Genomic DNA, 13,632 nt, shown 5'->3' with positions numbered 1-13,632 from the left:
CATGTAGAATTGCGGCCATCCAAGGAGAACCAACCATGACTCGCATCAGCCTGACCCGCTACCTGGTCGAGGAGCAGCGCAAGCACAACACCATCCAGCCCGAACTGCGGCTGCTGATCGAAGTGGTCGCGCGTGCCTGCAAGGCCATTTCCAACGCCGTCAGCAAGGGCGCCCTCGCCGGCGTGCTGGGCTCGGCCGGCACCGGCAACGTCCAGGGCGAAACCCAGCAGAAACTGGACGTGATCGCCAACGAAGTGCTGCTCGACGCCAACGAATGGGGCGGCCACCTGGCCGCGATGGCGTCGGAAGAAATGGAATCGTTCTACGAGATTCCCAACCGCTACCCGAAGGGCGAATACCTGCTGATGTTCGACCCGCTCGACGGCTCGTCGAACATCGACGTCAACGTCTCGATCGGCACCATCTTCTCGGTGCTGCACATGCCCAAGCCCGGCCAGACCGTGACCGAGGCCGACTTCCTGCAGCCCGGCACGCACCAGGTCGCCGCCGGCTACGCCGTCTACGGCCCGCAGACCACGCTGGTGCTGACGGTGGGCAACGGCGTGCACATGTTCACGCTGGACCGCGAGGCCGGCAGCTTCGTGCTGACCCAGTCCAACGTCACGATTCCGGAAGACACCAAGGAATTCGCCATCAACATGTCCAACATGCGCCACTGGGCCCCGCCGGTGCGCAAGTACATCGACGAATGCCTGGCCGGCGACGAAGGCCCGCGCGGCAAGAACTTCAACATGCGCTGGGTCGCCTCGATGGTCGCCGACGTGCACCGCATCCTGACCCGCGGCGGCATCTTCATGTACCCGTGGGACAAGCGCGAGCCGGAGAAGCCCGGCAAGCTGCGCCTGATGTATGAAGCCAACCCGATGGCGATGCTGGTCGAGCAGGCCGGCGGCGCCGCCACCAACGGCGAGCAGCGCATCCTCGACGTGCAGCCGGAAAAGCTGCACCAGCGCGTCTCGGTGATCCTGGGCTCGAAGAACGAGGTGGAGCGCGTCACGCGCTACCACCAGGAAGCGCAGGCCAAGGGCTGATCCCGGCCAGCACTGCCTTGAACGGGGCGCCCTGCGCCCCGTTTTCCATGCCCGCGCCGGATGGCATCGGCGACACAAAAGGGCTTCACAAGGCCGGAAAACGCTGCTACTATTGCGGGCTGTTCCAGATCGCCGGAACATGTTGCCGAAGTAGCTCAGTCGGTAGAGCAGCTCATTCGTAATGAGAAGGTCGGGGGTTCGATTCCTCTCTTCGGCACCAAAGCCAATACTGGCGCGGGTTTTCAGGCTTCACGTGTGGCAACCAAATGAGTTGGTCTACACGGAGCAATACATGGCAACCCAAGCCCTAAAAAGTGCCTCTCAAGCCTCCCGGCTTGCCTTCGAAGTCGTACCGGTACGCGCCCTGTCCAGCGCCAGCCGCCGACCCCTCACCGTTGCCGAACTGTGCGACGCCTACATGGCCGCCTATGTCGGCTCGGATCGTTCTCGTCCCTCGGTATTGAAACGCTGGTGCGGCTACCTCGACGGTATGCAAGCCGCCGAAGTCGACCCCGATCACGTTGCCGATGCGCTGGATCACTGGGCTAGCGTCCCGGTGCGCCGCTTCATGGGCCGCGACGATGCCGGCCACAATCTCTACCGCGATATGGGCTTACCGGCGCCGGCCAGCATCAACCGTGCCAAAGCTGCCTTGTCCGCCGTATTCACGTGGGCACAGCAAAAGCGCCTGATGCCGAAGGGCTGGCAGAACCCTTGCCGCGCAGTGCCCGCGCGCACCGCTGACAATGCCCGCACCCGATTCCTGAATCCCGCCGAGCGCAAGCGCCTTCTCGCCGTCGCCAAGGTATCGACTTGGAACCGCCTCTATCTGCTGGTGCTAATGGCCCTCACCACGGGCGCGCGCAAGGGGGAATTGCTTTCCTTGCGCTATCGCGACCTTGATCTGGAAGCGGGCACCGCACACCTTCACCGCACCAAGAACGGCGATGAGCGAGTCTTGCCCCTGCCCCCTGCCGTCGTGGCGGAAATCCGCCGCCTGGGGAAAGCGCCCCACCCCGAAGCCCTGCTCTTCCACCGCATCGGCCATTGGGATAAGCCTTTCACCATTGACAAGGCGTGGAAAACTGCATTGCAGGCGGCACGCATCGAGGATTTCCGGTTTCATGACCTGCGCCATTCGTGCGCTTCGCAACTTGCGCAGAACGGCGGTAGCCTGCTCGAAATCGCGGACGTGCTAGGCCACCGCACCCTCGACGTAACCAAGCGATACAGCCATCTGTGCGTGGATCACAAAGCGAAGTTGATCCATCGCGTGATGGGCGAGATTGAATGACGCAAGAGAAAACCGCCATGCCAAAGAACTCACGCACTACGCCGCGTAAGACACCGGGGAAAATTCGTATCCTTGGTCTGGCTGATCCGTCTGCAGTCAGGGACTGCCCGCCAGCCGTCATCGAGGGCCTGATCTCGGAGGTAAAAGGCGAACTCTTAGCTGCCCTCGGCGACGCCTTTTCCGCATCTATTCTCTACGGCAGTCGCAAGCCGGAAAGTCTTGCCGCCTTTGATCGGCTCGCCACTGCTGCCATTGACGCAACGTTCGACCAGATATCACCGGAACTGCGAGCCGGTATCGAGAAACGTAGCCGCCGGTCAACGCGGAATAGTCGCGCATTTACGCCAGACATGCTAGGCGAGGCTGGCGCCTATTTCTATGAATACTGCGTTCAATGCTACGCGAAAAACCGAAAGGTATATCGCACCTATGCATATGCCTATGTTGCCGAAATGATGGGATTGGACTCGATTCGCGGCATCCAAAAACATCTGAAAGATGAGCCACTACCAGATCGAGAGCTTATCGAGCGAATGATGCGAAAGCGCGCGTAAAGTAAAACCCCAAGCGCACCCAAAAAATGCAGACACGTCATATGACGTGTCTTTTTTTTATGTTCCATGATGAAAAGACGCGGGGCCGGACACCCCGCGCCAGTGTTGGCAAAACACAAGACCTTTCATGGAGAACAACAATGCAGTTGATGCCGGTCTATGGCCCCGATGGTTGGCGCGAGCGCTACGGCGAAGCGATTGCCGGAAGTGATAATGGCCTGCGTTATTTCCTGACGCCCGATGTCAAGGACGAATTGCTCGCCGCTGGCGTGATCTTCACCATTTCGTCCCGGATGATGACCGATGACCCCGAGCGCCTTAAGGAAGCTCTAATCGAAATCATCAAGCGCCGCTCCAAGGCTCGCGCGCTTCGTCGCATCTCCATCGAGCAAGCGGCGCCGCTTCGCCCCGTACCCACGACCGACGACGCACCCGCGTAGCCTCTGCCCGCCGCAGCAAGCGCGGCAATTCCAGCAATACCAATCGCGTTTAGCGCGACGCAATGCGCGTCCGCGCAAGGGCAACGCTCATCCGTAAAAGAGGGAGATTGAATGTCTGCGTTGGATTTGTTGTTATCGCGTCTGGACGAGGCGAAACCCACGGGCAAGGGCCGCTATATCGCGGCCTGCCCGGCCCACAAGGATCGTCGCCCGTCGCTTGCCGTGCGAGAGCTTGACGATGGCCGGCTACTCGTGCATTGCTTCGCTGGCTGCGATATCCACGATGTGGTGAGCGCCGCCGGCCTGGCTCTATCAGACTTGTTTCCGGCCAATGATGCGTTGGCCGGCGGGCAACATCTGCCGCGTGAGCGCCGGCCCTTCGCGCCGATGGACGCGCTCAAGTGCATCTATGCCGAAGGGCTGTTCGTGAAGCAATGCGCGCTCGTGATGCTGCGCGGCGGCACGGTAACGCCTGCCCTTTCCGATCAACTGACGAAGGCCGTGGCACGTCTTGCCGCCGCACTGGATACCTGCCATGGCTAGCGACTACGAGCGGGTGCGCCAAGCCGCCGACGAAGCCGTCCGCGCGCGCGCGCAAGAGAATCTGCGAGGCGACGAACGCGAAGCCCGGCGGCAACGCAACGGTCATGACTTCGGCGGCAATGAATCTCTGCACGGTGACCAGACCACGCGGCAGAAGAAGAAGGCCGAAGCCGCCGCCAAAGGGGAAGCTAAGGCTAAAGCGGATGACGATGCGAACCCCACGTGGGCCGAGCCGATACCGCTGCCGTCTGGCCTCTTGCCTGTTGAGCCCTTTAATCTGGACTTTCTGCCCGATGCGTTGCGTGGATGGGTTGCGGACATTGCCGAGCGCAGTCAGTGCCCGCCGGATTTCCCTGGCGCCACCGCTATGGCGGCACTCGGCATCGCGCTCGGGCGCAAGGTTGGCATCCGCCCGAAGTACCGGGATGATTGGACGGAATACGCAAATCTTTGGCTCGCCATCGTCGGACGCCCCGGCACGATGAAAAGCCCGGCCATGGGCGCCGCCTTTAGGCCGCTGGAACGCTTGGCAGCATTGGCCCGCGAAACCTATGAGACGGAACTGGCCGACTTCGAGCACCACAAGGAAATGACGGCGCTGCGCAACGATGCCGCGCGCACTATGTTCAAGCAAGCTGTACGCAACGGTAAATTTGCCGAGCTTCAATTGTCTGAACTGCCCCAAGCTCCGCGGCAGGTTCGCCTGCTGACCACTGATTCCACGATGGAAGCATTGGCCGAATTGCTGCGAGACAACCCGCAGGGTATCGGCGTATACCGTGACGAACTGGTCGGCCTGCTGCGCAGCCTCGACCGCGAAGGCCAGGAAGGATCGCGCAGCTTCTATCTGCAAGGCTGGAACGGCAGAGGCGCATGGACGGTCGACCGCATCGGGCGCGGCTTCAACCTGCATGTCCCCCATGTGTCGCTGTCCGTCATCGGCAGCACTCAGCCTGATCGTCTGCGGGAATACGTACGCGAAGCCGCTGGCGATGGCGGCGATGGTCTGCTGCAACGATTCCTGCTGGTCTGGCCCGACACGTCCCGCGCATGGCGCAACGTCGACCGCTTCCCTGACAACAAGGCGAGCAACCTTGCCTTCGAAGTGTTTGCACGCCTGTTCAACGCGCAACCGGCATCCGTGCAAGCACAACCGAACGAGGACGGTAGTGGCCACTTCCTGCGCTTTGCACCCGAATCGTCCGAAATTTTCATCGAATGGCTGGCACAACACGAAGCAATGCTACGTAGCGGGGAGCTCTCGCCCGTGATGGAAGGCTTCTGCGCGAAGGCGCGCAAGACCGTGCCAGCCTTCGCCTTGTTGCTTCACCTTGCGGATACGCCGGAGGGCGGGCCTATTTCCGCCGCTGCGGTGTTTGGAGCTATCGCATGGTTCGAATACCTGCGCACGCATGCCGAACGAGCCTACACATATGGCCTGCGCCCGGATACTGACGCAGCACGGGAACTGCTCAAGCGCATCGCTGCCGGCGCCCTGCCGATGCCATTCAGCGTTCGTGATGTTCGCGTCAAGGGCTGGCGACTGCTAGGGGAAACCGCCGCCATACAGGCGGCGATTGCCATGCTGGTCGATTACGGCTGGTTGCGCCGCAGCACAGTCGAATCACCGGCAACGCCGGGCCGACCGACCACCCGCTTCGAGGCGCATCCCTTGCTGCTGGCGGGACACATGAAATTCTAAAAAGAAGGGGGGTAGCGAACCATCAAAACCATCAAAACCCCGGTTTCGATGATTTTGATGGTAGGGCACCCCCTACTTTTTCCAACACACACGGGGTTTCGATGGTTTTGATGGTGCAGACAACGCGGGAGACAACGAACTATGAGGGATAACCATGAGCATTGACGTTCTGGTATCTGGCCGCCTCGTCGGCACGGCGAGCGAGCGGCAAGGCCGGGATAGCGGTAAGCGCTTCGTATCCGCCCGGCTTCGGGTGCCTGGTAGCGATGGCGAATCCATCCTCGCGTCGGTCGTCGCCTTCTCGGACACGGTTGGCGCGGCGCTGCTGGCCCTGGCCGATGGCGATGCGGTGAGCCTGGCCGGCTCGGCCAAGCTCACGGCGTGGATGGGCCGCACTTCCGGCAAGCCCGAGGCCGGGCTCGATCTCGTCGCGCACGCGGTGCTCAGCGCCTACCACGTGCGCCGCAAGCGCGCCGCCGTCGTGGGGGAAGATGATCCTGAGCCCGTATCCCGCCCCCGGCGCTCGTCAGCCGGGCACGCATCGGGGCGCGGCACCAAAGACCTGGCCCGCATCTATCCGCCGCGCGCCTCGCCCGGCCCGGATGCTGGACTGCCTGACGGCTTCGATGAGCCAATCCCCTTTTGACGCGCCCCGGCGCAGCACTGACCTACGCTCGAATCCAACACACCACAGGAGCATGAACCATGACTAAGCAACAAGCGCAAGGCCGCTACTGGACACCCGAGCAACTCGGTGGCCTCGTCGCCAAGGGCATCAACACTGCCGTCGCCGAGCAACGCAAGGTCAATGCCGAACTGCGCGCCGAGCTCGACGCGCTCAAGGCGGAATTGCGGGCGGTACAGGCGAAACAAGCCGGCGGCGTGTTGACGCTGGCGGCCCGATAACGAGGAGATCGAAAAAATGAATCCGACACCCGAGGAATTGGCCGGGCTCATTGCGCACGGCATCGATGCTGCCCTGCAATCGCGCGCTGGATTGGGCTTTACCCTCACCCCCGAACGGCTGGCCGACTTGATCGATCTGTCGATGCGTGCCTATCTCGACCCGATGCGCAGCCGCATCGAGGAACTGGAAGCCGAGGTAACGCGCCTGCAAGCAAAGAGCGCGGGCGGCGTGTTGACGCTGGCGCAGCGCTAACCACCAGGGATATACCATGAGCGAAATCATCTTCGAATCGTCCGCCGGCCTCGGCGTTGCTGCTGGCCTAGAAAATCGGCGCGGCCTGTGGCTCCGGCTTGTGCAGCATGACAACGGCAGCTGGCACCTTGGCGTTACCGCAATCAACGGCAACGAACGCCGCGCCGTCGATACAACGGTGCCTATCGACGGCTTCTCTCTGCCGCAATGGTTCACGGTGGTCGACGCCGCCGGCCAGTGGGATGAGGCGGCGCAAAGCGCATTGCTCGCGCCTGTCCCGAAGATGCTCGGCGCCGGCATCGGACTGGTCGAGCGCTCGATTGCCGAGCTCAATCGGGGGTGGAGTCGGCTGGAACGCGAGCGCGCAGCACGGGACGCTGGCGAGCTATGAAAGGCGTACCTGGCCTTACTCGTCGCAGTAACAAGCGCTTCGCTGCTGGCTCATGCCTGTATCACGATGGCGGCACATGGGAAGCGGTACGCGACACCGACGAACTGCCACATCCGCTCGCGCTGGATTGGGTCATTCGTGCCAATGGGATCGCCGAATTCAGTGCCACGCTTGATCCCGATTGCCGCAAGCTCACCATTGCATACCGGCTCACAGATGGCACCGAAAATTGCCAGAGCGCGCCAATTCCTGCGTGGGTGTATCGCGGCGTCTGGCGGCGTCATGAGCAATACCGCGCGGGCGACTGGATCACACATGACGGCGCTTTGTGGCTGGCAATGCGTGATGATCCCGGCGTCCCTGCCGAAGGCAATGGCTGGCGCCTCGTGGTACACAAAGGTCGCGCGGGACGCAACGGTCGAGACTGCCAGTGCTGCGGCCCGTCTGGCGGATGATCGGCGAGCTGGGGGGCCTCTGGAAAAATCGTGAGGCACCCCATCCCTGCGCCTGCCGAAGCTGCGATTGCGCAAAAATCCCCAAATCCGGCCCCGGCGTTTTCGGGCCGGAAAAATTGCCCGGCCCCGGCGGCGCATGACCTCGGCCTGATCCCCGCCCGATCCCGATCCGATCCGGGGGCAACCCGCCGGCAATCGCAAAGGAACCTGACATGACAGCAAGCACGCTTGAACGATTCGACCTCGTTGCCCGGCTGGAATGGGCCGAGGACATGCCGCCCGAGGAATGGCACGCCGCAATGCTCACGCTCGATCTACAAGAGCTCGAAGAGCTTGGCCGCTCGCTGGCCGGGCATGCCGGCAATAGCCTGCACAGTGCTGCCAGCACGCTGGCCGAAACCGGCAAGGACTTGGCCTATACGCTGCCGAGGCTCTTCGAGCGCGAGAAATTTTGGGCCGGTCATCCCGGCGGACGCATTTCCGAGATCGAGGAAGCCGCCCGCCGGCTCGTCGTCGATCTGGCACGCCTGCAATCGGTGCTGGATCGCTACGGGGAGCTCGCCCGCATCCCCCGCCCGGCAACCCTGCCGGCCAGGTGATCGCCCCCGGAAATTTTGCTCAGAAAACCGGGGTAAGAGGGGGGGCGCTACCTCTGCCTACCCCGCGCCAAAAAAATCGATTCTGGCAGTTATGCAAACCCCACGCGGGGCATTCCCGCCCCGCACTCTTCCGCCGGCTATCGCAACCCTTGCCGCAGAGGCCCCGGCTCTTGGTTAGCGCCGGGCGGCGGTATCTCGTGGTCGGCACATTTCTGAGCGCTTATAACGTGGCGTTTGGTCTAGCCCTTGGGAACGCAGAGCATGATCTTTTCTGTAGCTTCTGGCGATGTATCGATATCCATCTTCTTGCCGAATGGAAGGGAGGCGATACCCGCCGTTACGCTCGGCGCTACGGCTGTGTAGCTTGCACTAGCAGCGGAAGCGACAGCAACCCTGGCCGCGTTGCATGCCTCTCGGGATGCGTACTCGCCAAGGTAGACAGGATTGAACGTGACCCACAGCAGGATATAGCTCATTGCATTCCTTTCCCGTTGGAAAGGCTGAATGATGCCATGCCGCTGAGAGCCGATAGGCCGGGCCGCTCGACCTACCCTGAGAAAACTATTCAGGGGAAAACATGAAGCTACAGACGAAAGCCAGCCTGCGCTGGCACGAGCACGATGATATCGACCCAAACTGGCGCCGGCCTGCTGACGTGCTGCACATTGAGGCGCAGGTTTCGCTGAACGAGCGCGTCGCCGACCTGGTGCATGTGCGATTGCTGGTCGACGGCAAGCCCGACTGCGCGCTATGGCACCGCCCGAACGCCGAGGGCGCGCGCCGATGCATTGCCAACGTTGTCGCTGTTGCCCGCCTGCGCCGGGCGCGCAGCGTGCGCATCACCATCGCCGCCGCCGAGCCTGCCGCCGAGCCCTTCGCGCAATCCTGCTGGGCCGCGCTCGCGGCGATGGCCGGCCAGCGCCAGACGAAGCCCAAATCTGGTGGCATGCGCGCGAAGATTTCGGAATCGATTGAGCACGCGCGCTTGCGCCGCCATTCAGCCGAGGCTATGGTCTAAGCGCGTGCCGGCGTGCCATCGACGCCGTGCATGCGTTTTCTTTAATCACTTCCGTTTCAGTAGTGCTCAAGGGATTAACGCCCTCTACAAACCACGTTTTCGCACAAGGCTCGTCCGCAACGGCGAGCCTCTTTTTTTGCCATTACCACAACGGCGACCTACGATTCAATCGCGAAGGAAATCATTTCTCACCTCTTGATCCCGCCTGATTTTCGGCGGGTTTCTTTTTCCATGCGAGGTTTTAATCTCGCCTCCCCTGTTTAAAAAGTAATTGTGCGATGGCGCTCCGAGCTATTCCTACTTGGAGGTATTCGCCATGTCTGGATTCACGCAACGCATTCAAGAATTGGAGCGCACGCGCGCTGATCGTATCGTTTCGATGGAAACGCTACACGAGAAAGCCGCGATGGAAGGCCGCTCGCTCGATTCGCGCGAGCAATTGGGCTTTGATTCGCTCGCTAGCGAAGTTGAAGGCATCGACGCCGAGCTTGCGACGCTGCGCCGCCAGCAAACCATGTCTGGCTTGAGCGCGAAAGGCATCCATGTGCCCGGCGGCCCGAACCCGCAGAACCCCACCGCTCGCGGCGTCAGCAATACCAAATCCAATTTGCCGAAGGGCACGGCGTTTGCCCGCTACGCGATGGCGCTCGCTGCTGGCCGTGGCAATCTGCACCAATCGCTCGAATACGCCAAGACCGCCTATAGCAGTACCTCGCCCGAGGTGGTCAATGTGATTAAAGCCGCCGTCAGCGCCGGCACCACGAGCGACCCTATTTGGGCGGCACCGTTGGTCGAGTATCAAAACATGGCGCAGGAATTCATTGATTTGCTGCGGCCCGCTACGATCATTGGCCGCATCGACGGCTTTCGCCGCGTGCCCTTCAATATCCGGATTCCGCGTCAGACAGCGGGGGCCAGTGTCGGGTGGGTCGGTGAGAACAAACCGAAGCCCGTTAGCCGGCTCGGCTTTGACGCGATCACGTTGCCCTGGGCGAAGGTTGCGGGCATCGTCGCCATTACTGAAGAACTGGCGAGATTTTCGTCGCCGTCTGCCGAGCAACTGGTACGCGACGACCTGGTCGAAACGATTGGCACCTTTATCGATGAGCAATTCATTGATCCAACCGTGGTTGCGAATCCTGCGGCCAATAGCCCCGCGAGCATTACGAACGGTGCGCACTCGGCGGCATCAACCGGCGCCACGCTCGCGGCTGTCGATAGCGACTTGACCGGCATGATTAGCTACATGGCCTCGCAAGGGCTCACGCTCACCGGCCTGTATTGGGTTATGAACCCGCGCACGAAAATCAGCCTCGCCAACTTGCGCAACACGAACGAAGAGGTCGCCTATCCGTCCATCGAAGCGAACGGAACGCTGAAAGGTTTTCCGATTGTCGATTCGGCGAGTGTGCCGATTACCGAGGGCGCTACCGAGGCCGATCCTGACACCACGTTCATTGCGCTCGTTTGCCCGCGTGAAATCCTGCTGGCTGACGATGGACAAGTCACGCTCGACGCTAGCCGCGAGGCGAGCTTGCAAATGTCCGACGATGGCACCGGCACGCTGGTCAGCTTGTGGCAGCAGAACTTGGTTGGCATCCGAGCGGAACGCTTCATTTATTGGCAATCGCGTCGCGCGCAATGCGTGACGCTCTTGACCGGCGTGACGTACTGACGAGGGGCCGGAAGGGATAGCGCCGCCGCTTCAGGTGAGTGTCAAGCGGCGGCGCTGGCCGGCCTTTTTCCTGTTCGCGGGAGTCGCCGACAGGTCATGCCCGCGTCGCGCTTGACGGCGCGCGCTGCCGAAGTCGTGCGATGGCGCCCCGAGCGGAAAACTGCCCGCCTTATGCGGGCGCCGCTTTCATCGTACTCCATCGCGGGCGCGACACTTACCGCGAGCTCGGCCAGGGCATCGGCTTCGTGCTTGCGCTGTTCGGGAACCTCGAAAACTTGTGTACTGATTGCCGCGAGCTCGGCGCCGCCCTCGGTCTAGCGGAGCAAGAGCCCTACCCGATGAAATAGCGCGTCCGTGTTATGGTCTTGCACGTGTCGCGGGCATGCCGCCCCCCTGCAAACCGGCGACGGGCGGCGATGACGGGCCAAACGAGCGACACACCTGCCCCGGCCTTGCGCCGGGGTTTTCTTTTGCGGCTCGGCTATGCCGCCTCCGCTTGCCGTTCAGGACGGCGGCGCGGCTTCGGCGCTTGGGAAATCGTTCGGTAATCGGGATCATGGGCGAATCGCGTCATAACGGTGACGCCAGATTCTAGCTGCCATCGTCCGAGCCTCGGCGATGCCTGCCGAAGCCCACGTGGGCGCCTACAAGCCGCGATTCGTGCCGGGGTGGTGCTGGTCTATGGTCAGGGGTTTTGATGGTTTTGATGGTGCCGGGGTGGCCCCTTTTCCCAGAATCGCGGCTCTCGATATCAGGACGCCGGCAATGTATCGAATAGAATGCTCTACCAACGCTTACCAAGTGGCTACCGAACGCCTACCTAGTGGCTCGTGTAAAATCACCAACGCTTGCCACACGAAGTCTGATTCGTAATGAGAAGGTCGGGGGTTCGATTCCTCTCTTCGGCACCACAAGAATTCCAAAGTTTGACCAGCGTTGCCCAGAAACCCGCACAGCGTAAGGCTCTGCGGGTTTTTTGTTGCCCAGCGTTGCCCAAGGTTGCCCAACTACTACAGCACTTTTTGGGGGTAGCCTATGGGGTATGAGGTATATTTTTGGGGGTATGGACTTTTCGGGGTATCAGATGCCCAAACGAATCCTCCCCTTGACTGACGCCCAATGCCGCCAGGCCAAGTACAGCGCCGACGGCGGCAACCGACTCCGCGATGGCGGGGGCCTCTATCTGGAAGTACTACCCAGTGGCGCCCGGAAATGGCGGATGAAGTATCAGCGGCCGGGCACGAAGGCGGAAAACTTGCTGACGTTTGGAGACTATCCGCAGGTCAGCCTGGCTGCAGCCAGGGACCGACGCGCCGAAGCAAAACGTCTGCTGGCCGACAACATCGACCCTGCCCTCCAGCGCGAAATTGACCGGCAAACCGCCGCGGCCGCTGCCGCAAATACCTTCGAGGCCATCGCAAACGAATGGCTTACCATCAAGCGCAAGGGATGGAGCGCCAGCCATGACAAGCGCGTCACGGCAATCCTCAACAACGATATCTTTCCGCAAATTGGAAAGCGGCCCATTGGCAGCCTGAATGGCCCCACGGTCCTCGCCGTACTGAGGCGGATCGAGCAACGCGGAGCCCATCAAATTGCGATGAAGGCTCTGGAGGCTTGTGGCGGCATATGTCGGCACGCCTGCGCAATCGGCGCGTCTGATCGAGATCCAACCGCCGGCCTTCGGGAACACTTAAGCCCCAGGCCGCCCGCGCAAAACTATCCCCGCGTGACGGAAGATGAGCTGCCGTCGCTCCTATCAAAAATCGACGGCTACAAGGGAGCACCGGAGACAAGGATCGCGATCAAGCTGCTCACCCTCACGTTCTTGCGGACAAACGAATTTCGTTGGGGACGCTGGGACGAAATCGATTGGAATGCTCGCGAATGGCGCGTCCCTGCCGAACGCATGAAGGGCACGCAAGCGCAAAAAGCATCCGGCAAGCCGCACATCGTTCCGCTTTGCCGTCAAGCAATCGCACTGCTCAACGAGCTACAACCGCTTACTGGTCGGTACCCCCTTCTGTTTCCCGGCACCAAAGATCCGCGTAACCAGGCCATCTCGGCGGAGACGATTAACAAGGCTCTGAAAAGCCTCGGCTTCGAAGGGAAGCAGACTGGCCACGGTTTCCGGGGACTTGCATCGACGCTACTAAACGAGCGCAGTGGTTATGGCCGCGACGCCATTGAGCTCCAGCTTGCCCACGCCATCGGCAACAAGGTTAGCCGCGCTTACGATCACTCTCAGCGGCTTGAGGAACGTCACGCCTTGATGCAATGGTGGGGCGACTTCCTAGACCAGAAACTCGGCGCCAACGTCTATCCGTTGAGGCAGCTCGCCTGAGCGGACGCTAGCGCATACCAGTCTCACATCGGCATACAAGACTCAGTACAGACACCCTATGACAACATCAATCAGCTTAACGCTTGAGGACATCGACAAGTTGTACGTGCGCACGTGGGAGCAGATGGATCGGCATTTCTGTAGAGCATTTGGCGCCAAACTAGCCGACCCGTTCATCGAAGTTGAAAGCCGATACAGAGAAGCGTTTGGCGTCGAGGTAAATGGTCATCTGCTTGCGTTTCAAGGCGTGTTCGATCTGGAGACGGAGGAACACCGCGACGCTGAAGGCAATGTCATCACGGACTTCGCCGGGACACCCATTCAGGTGGCCATAGATGCAATGGAACTATTGCTGAATCGCGTGCCAGCCAGCATCTACAACGAAGACATCTTGCGCAGCATTGCT

General features: G+C 61.4%; 17 protein-coding genes and 1 tRNA gene. 17 read left to right on the top strand and 1 reads right to left on the bottom strand.

All coding sequences use genetic code 11. The features are described from left to right. Positions 1-35 precede the first annotated feature (35 nt). The 13 genes from CBM2594_RS05860 (at position 36) to CBM2594_RS05800 (ending at position 8,189) form a co-directional block, all read left to right on the top strand. Positions 36-1,052, top strand: a complete 1,017-nt coding sequence (locus CBM2594_RS05860) for a class 1 fructose-bisphosphatase (protein ID WP_116356013.1) — start codon at positions 36-38, stop codon at positions 1,050-1,052. Positions 1,053-1,196: 144 nt separating this feature from the next. Then, positions 1,197-1,272: transfer RNA gene (locus CBM2594_RS05855), tRNA-Thr, on the top strand. A 72-nt stretch (positions 1,273-1,344) separates the two neighbouring features. Beyond that, positions 1,345-2,346 carry a tyrosine-type recombinase/integrase gene (locus CBM2594_RS05850; protein WP_198048100.1) on the top strand — a complete coding sequence of 334 codons (1,002 nt, stop codon included), beginning with the start codon at positions 1,345-1,347 and terminating at the stop codon, positions 2,344-2,346. Next, positions 2,343-2,900, top strand: coding sequence for a hypothetical protein (locus CBM2594_RS05845; protein WP_147310409.1), 558 nt, complete (start codon positions 2,343-2,345; stop codon positions 2,898-2,900). The genes CBM2594_RS05850 and CBM2594_RS05845 overlap by 4 nt, the downstream gene beginning before the upstream one ends. A 140-nt stretch (positions 2,901-3,040) precedes the next feature. Beyond that, positions 3,041-3,340, top strand: coding sequence for a hypothetical protein (locus CBM2594_RS05840; protein WP_116356011.1), 300 nt, complete (start codon positions 3,041-3,043; stop codon positions 3,338-3,340). Between the two features lie 111 nt (positions 3,341-3,451). After that, on the top strand, positions 3,452-3,883 hold the full coding sequence (locus CBM2594_RS05835) for a DNA primase (protein WP_147310408.1): 432 nt from the start codon (positions 3,452-3,454) through the stop codon (positions 3,881-3,883). Continuing rightward, positions 3,876-5,585: a YfjI family protein gene (locus tag CBM2594_RS05830; RefSeq protein WP_116356009.1), complete on the top strand. Its 1,710-nt coding sequence runs from the start codon at positions 3,876-3,878 to the stop codon at positions 5,583-5,585. The genes CBM2594_RS05835 and CBM2594_RS05830 overlap by 8 nt, the downstream gene beginning before the upstream one ends. Before the next feature lie 154 nt (positions 5,586-5,739). After that, positions 5,740-6,231: a single-stranded DNA-binding protein gene (locus CBM2594_RS05825; protein WP_198048099.1), complete on the top strand. Its 492-nt coding sequence runs from the start codon at positions 5,740-5,742 to the stop codon at positions 6,229-6,231. Positions 6,232-6,290: 59 nt separating this feature from the next. Further along, positions 6,291-6,491, top strand: coding sequence for a hypothetical protein (locus CBM2594_RS05820; protein WP_116356008.1), 201 nt, complete (start codon positions 6,291-6,293; stop codon positions 6,489-6,491). 16 nt (positions 6,492-6,507) lie between these two features. Beyond that, positions 6,508-6,744 carry a hypothetical protein gene (locus tag CBM2594_RS05815; protein ID WP_116356007.1) on the top strand — a complete coding sequence of 79 codons (237 nt, stop codon included), beginning with the start codon at positions 6,508-6,510 and terminating at the stop codon, positions 6,742-6,744. A gap of 16 nt (positions 6,745-6,760) precedes the next feature. After that, the gene (locus tag CBM2594_RS05810) at positions 6,761-7,135 is read left to right on the top strand and encodes a hypothetical protein (protein WP_116356006.1); all 375 of its coding nucleotides are present in this window, start codon (positions 6,761-6,763) and stop codon (positions 7,133-7,135) included. Continuing rightward, positions 7,132-7,590 (top strand): hypothetical protein, encoded by a 459-nt coding sequence (locus tag CBM2594_RS05805; RefSeq protein ID WP_147310407.1) that lies wholly within the window; start codon positions 7,132-7,134, stop codon positions 7,588-7,590. Before CBM2594_RS05810 ends, CBM2594_RS05805 begins: the two co-directional genes overlap by 4 nt. A 212-nt stretch (positions 7,591-7,802) precedes the next feature. Continuing rightward, positions 7,803-8,189 carry a hypothetical protein gene (locus CBM2594_RS05800; RefSeq protein WP_116356005.1) on the top strand — a complete coding sequence of 129 codons (387 nt, stop codon included), beginning with the start codon at positions 7,803-7,805 and terminating at the stop codon, positions 8,187-8,189. A 239-nt stretch (positions 8,190-8,428) separates the two neighbouring features. Here CBM2594_RS05800 and CBM2594_RS05795 read toward each other — a convergent pair whose 3' ends face one another. Then, entirely contained in the window at positions 8,429-8,665 is a 237-nt protein-coding gene (locus CBM2594_RS05795; RefSeq protein WP_147310406.1) for a hypothetical protein, read from the bottom strand. 101 nt (positions 8,666-8,766) lie between these two features. Between CBM2594_RS05795 and CBM2594_RS05790 the strand changes: the two genes are divergently transcribed. The 4 genes from CBM2594_RS05790 to CBM2594_RS05775 form a co-directional block, all read left to right on the top strand. Continuing rightward, the gene (locus tag CBM2594_RS05790; RefSeq protein ID WP_116356004.1) at positions 8,767-9,207 is read left to right on the top strand and encodes a hypothetical protein; all 441 of its coding nucleotides are present in this window, start codon (positions 8,767-8,769) and stop codon (positions 9,205-9,207) included. A 316-nt stretch (positions 9,208-9,523) separates the two neighbouring features. Then, positions 9,524-10,882: a phage major capsid protein gene (locus CBM2594_RS05785; protein WP_116357706.1), complete on the top strand. Its 1,359-nt coding sequence runs from the start codon at positions 9,524-9,526 to the stop codon at positions 10,880-10,882. Between the two features lie 1,105 nt (positions 10,883-11,987). Continuing rightward, positions 11,988-13,226: a tyrosine-type recombinase/integrase gene (locus CBM2594_RS05780; RefSeq protein ID WP_232346569.1), complete on the top strand. Its 1,239-nt coding sequence runs from the start codon at positions 11,988-11,990 to the stop codon at positions 13,224-13,226. A gap of 58 nt (positions 13,227-13,284) precedes the next feature. Beyond that, the coding region (locus CBM2594_RS05775) for a hypothetical protein (RefSeq protein WP_198048098.1) at positions 13,285-13,632 on the top strand (348 nt) is incomplete at its 3' end.

The sequence above is a fragment of the Cupriavidus taiwanensis genome, from assembly GCF_900249755.1.
In the GTDB taxonomy this organism is placed as follows: Bacteria; Pseudomonadota; Gammaproteobacteria; order Burkholderiales; family Burkholderiaceae; genus Cupriavidus; species Cupriavidus taiwanensis_D.
Note: the sequence above shows the minus strand (reverse complement) of the source record. Positions and strands in the feature narration are given on the sequence as shown.

Excerpts from the sequence above, each read along its gene's own strand:
- CBM2594_RS05860 (WP_116356013.1), top strand. The coding sequence starts at position 36 with ATGACTCGCATCAGCCTGACCCGCTACCTGGTCGAGGAGCAGCGCAAG.
- CBM2594_RS05850 (WP_198048100.1), top strand. The coding sequence starts at position 1,345 with ATGGCAACCCAAGCCCTAAAAAGTGCCTCTCAAGCCTCCCGGCTTGCC.
- CBM2594_RS05845 (WP_147310409.1), top strand. The coding sequence starts at position 2,343 with ATGACGCAAGAGAAAACCGCCATGCCAAAGAACTCACGCACTACGCCG.
- CBM2594_RS05840 (WP_116356011.1), top strand. The coding sequence starts at position 3,041 with ATGCAGTTGATGCCGGTCTATGGCCCCGATGGTTGGCGCGAGCGCTAC.
- CBM2594_RS05835 (WP_147310408.1), top strand. The coding sequence starts at position 3,452 with ATGTCTGCGTTGGATTTGTTGTTATCGCGTCTGGACGAGGCGAAACCC.
- CBM2594_RS05830 (WP_116356009.1), top strand. The coding sequence starts at position 3,876 with ATGGCTAGCGACTACGAGCGGGTGCGCCAAGCCGCCGACGAAGCCGTC.
- CBM2594_RS05825 (WP_198048099.1), top strand. The coding sequence starts at position 5,740 with ATGAGCATTGACGTTCTGGTATCTGGCCGCCTCGTCGGCACGGCGAGC.
- CBM2594_RS05820 (WP_116356008.1), top strand. The coding sequence starts at position 6,291 with ATGACTAAGCAACAAGCGCAAGGCCGCTACTGGACACCCGAGCAACTC.
- CBM2594_RS05815 (WP_116356007.1), top strand. The coding sequence starts at position 6,508 with ATGAATCCGACACCCGAGGAATTGGCCGGGCTCATTGCGCACGGCATC.
- CBM2594_RS05810 (WP_116356006.1), top strand. The coding sequence starts at position 6,761 with ATGAGCGAAATCATCTTCGAATCGTCCGCCGGCCTCGGCGTTGCTGCT.
- CBM2594_RS05805 (WP_147310407.1), top strand. The coding sequence starts at position 7,132 with ATGAAAGGCGTACCTGGCCTTACTCGTCGCAGTAACAAGCGCTTCGCT.
- CBM2594_RS05800 (WP_116356005.1), top strand. The coding sequence starts at position 7,803 with ATGACAGCAAGCACGCTTGAACGATTCGACCTCGTTGCCCGGCTGGAA.
- CBM2594_RS05795 (WP_147310406.1), bottom strand. The coding sequence starts at position 8,665 with ATGAGCTATATCCTGCTGTGGGTCACGTTCAATCCTGTCTACCTTGGC.
- CBM2594_RS05790 (WP_116356004.1), top strand. The coding sequence starts at position 8,767 with ATGAAGCTACAGACGAAAGCCAGCCTGCGCTGGCACGAGCACGATGAT.
- CBM2594_RS05785 (WP_116357706.1), top strand. The coding sequence starts at position 9,524 with ATGTCTGGATTCACGCAACGCATTCAAGAATTGGAGCGCACGCGCGCT.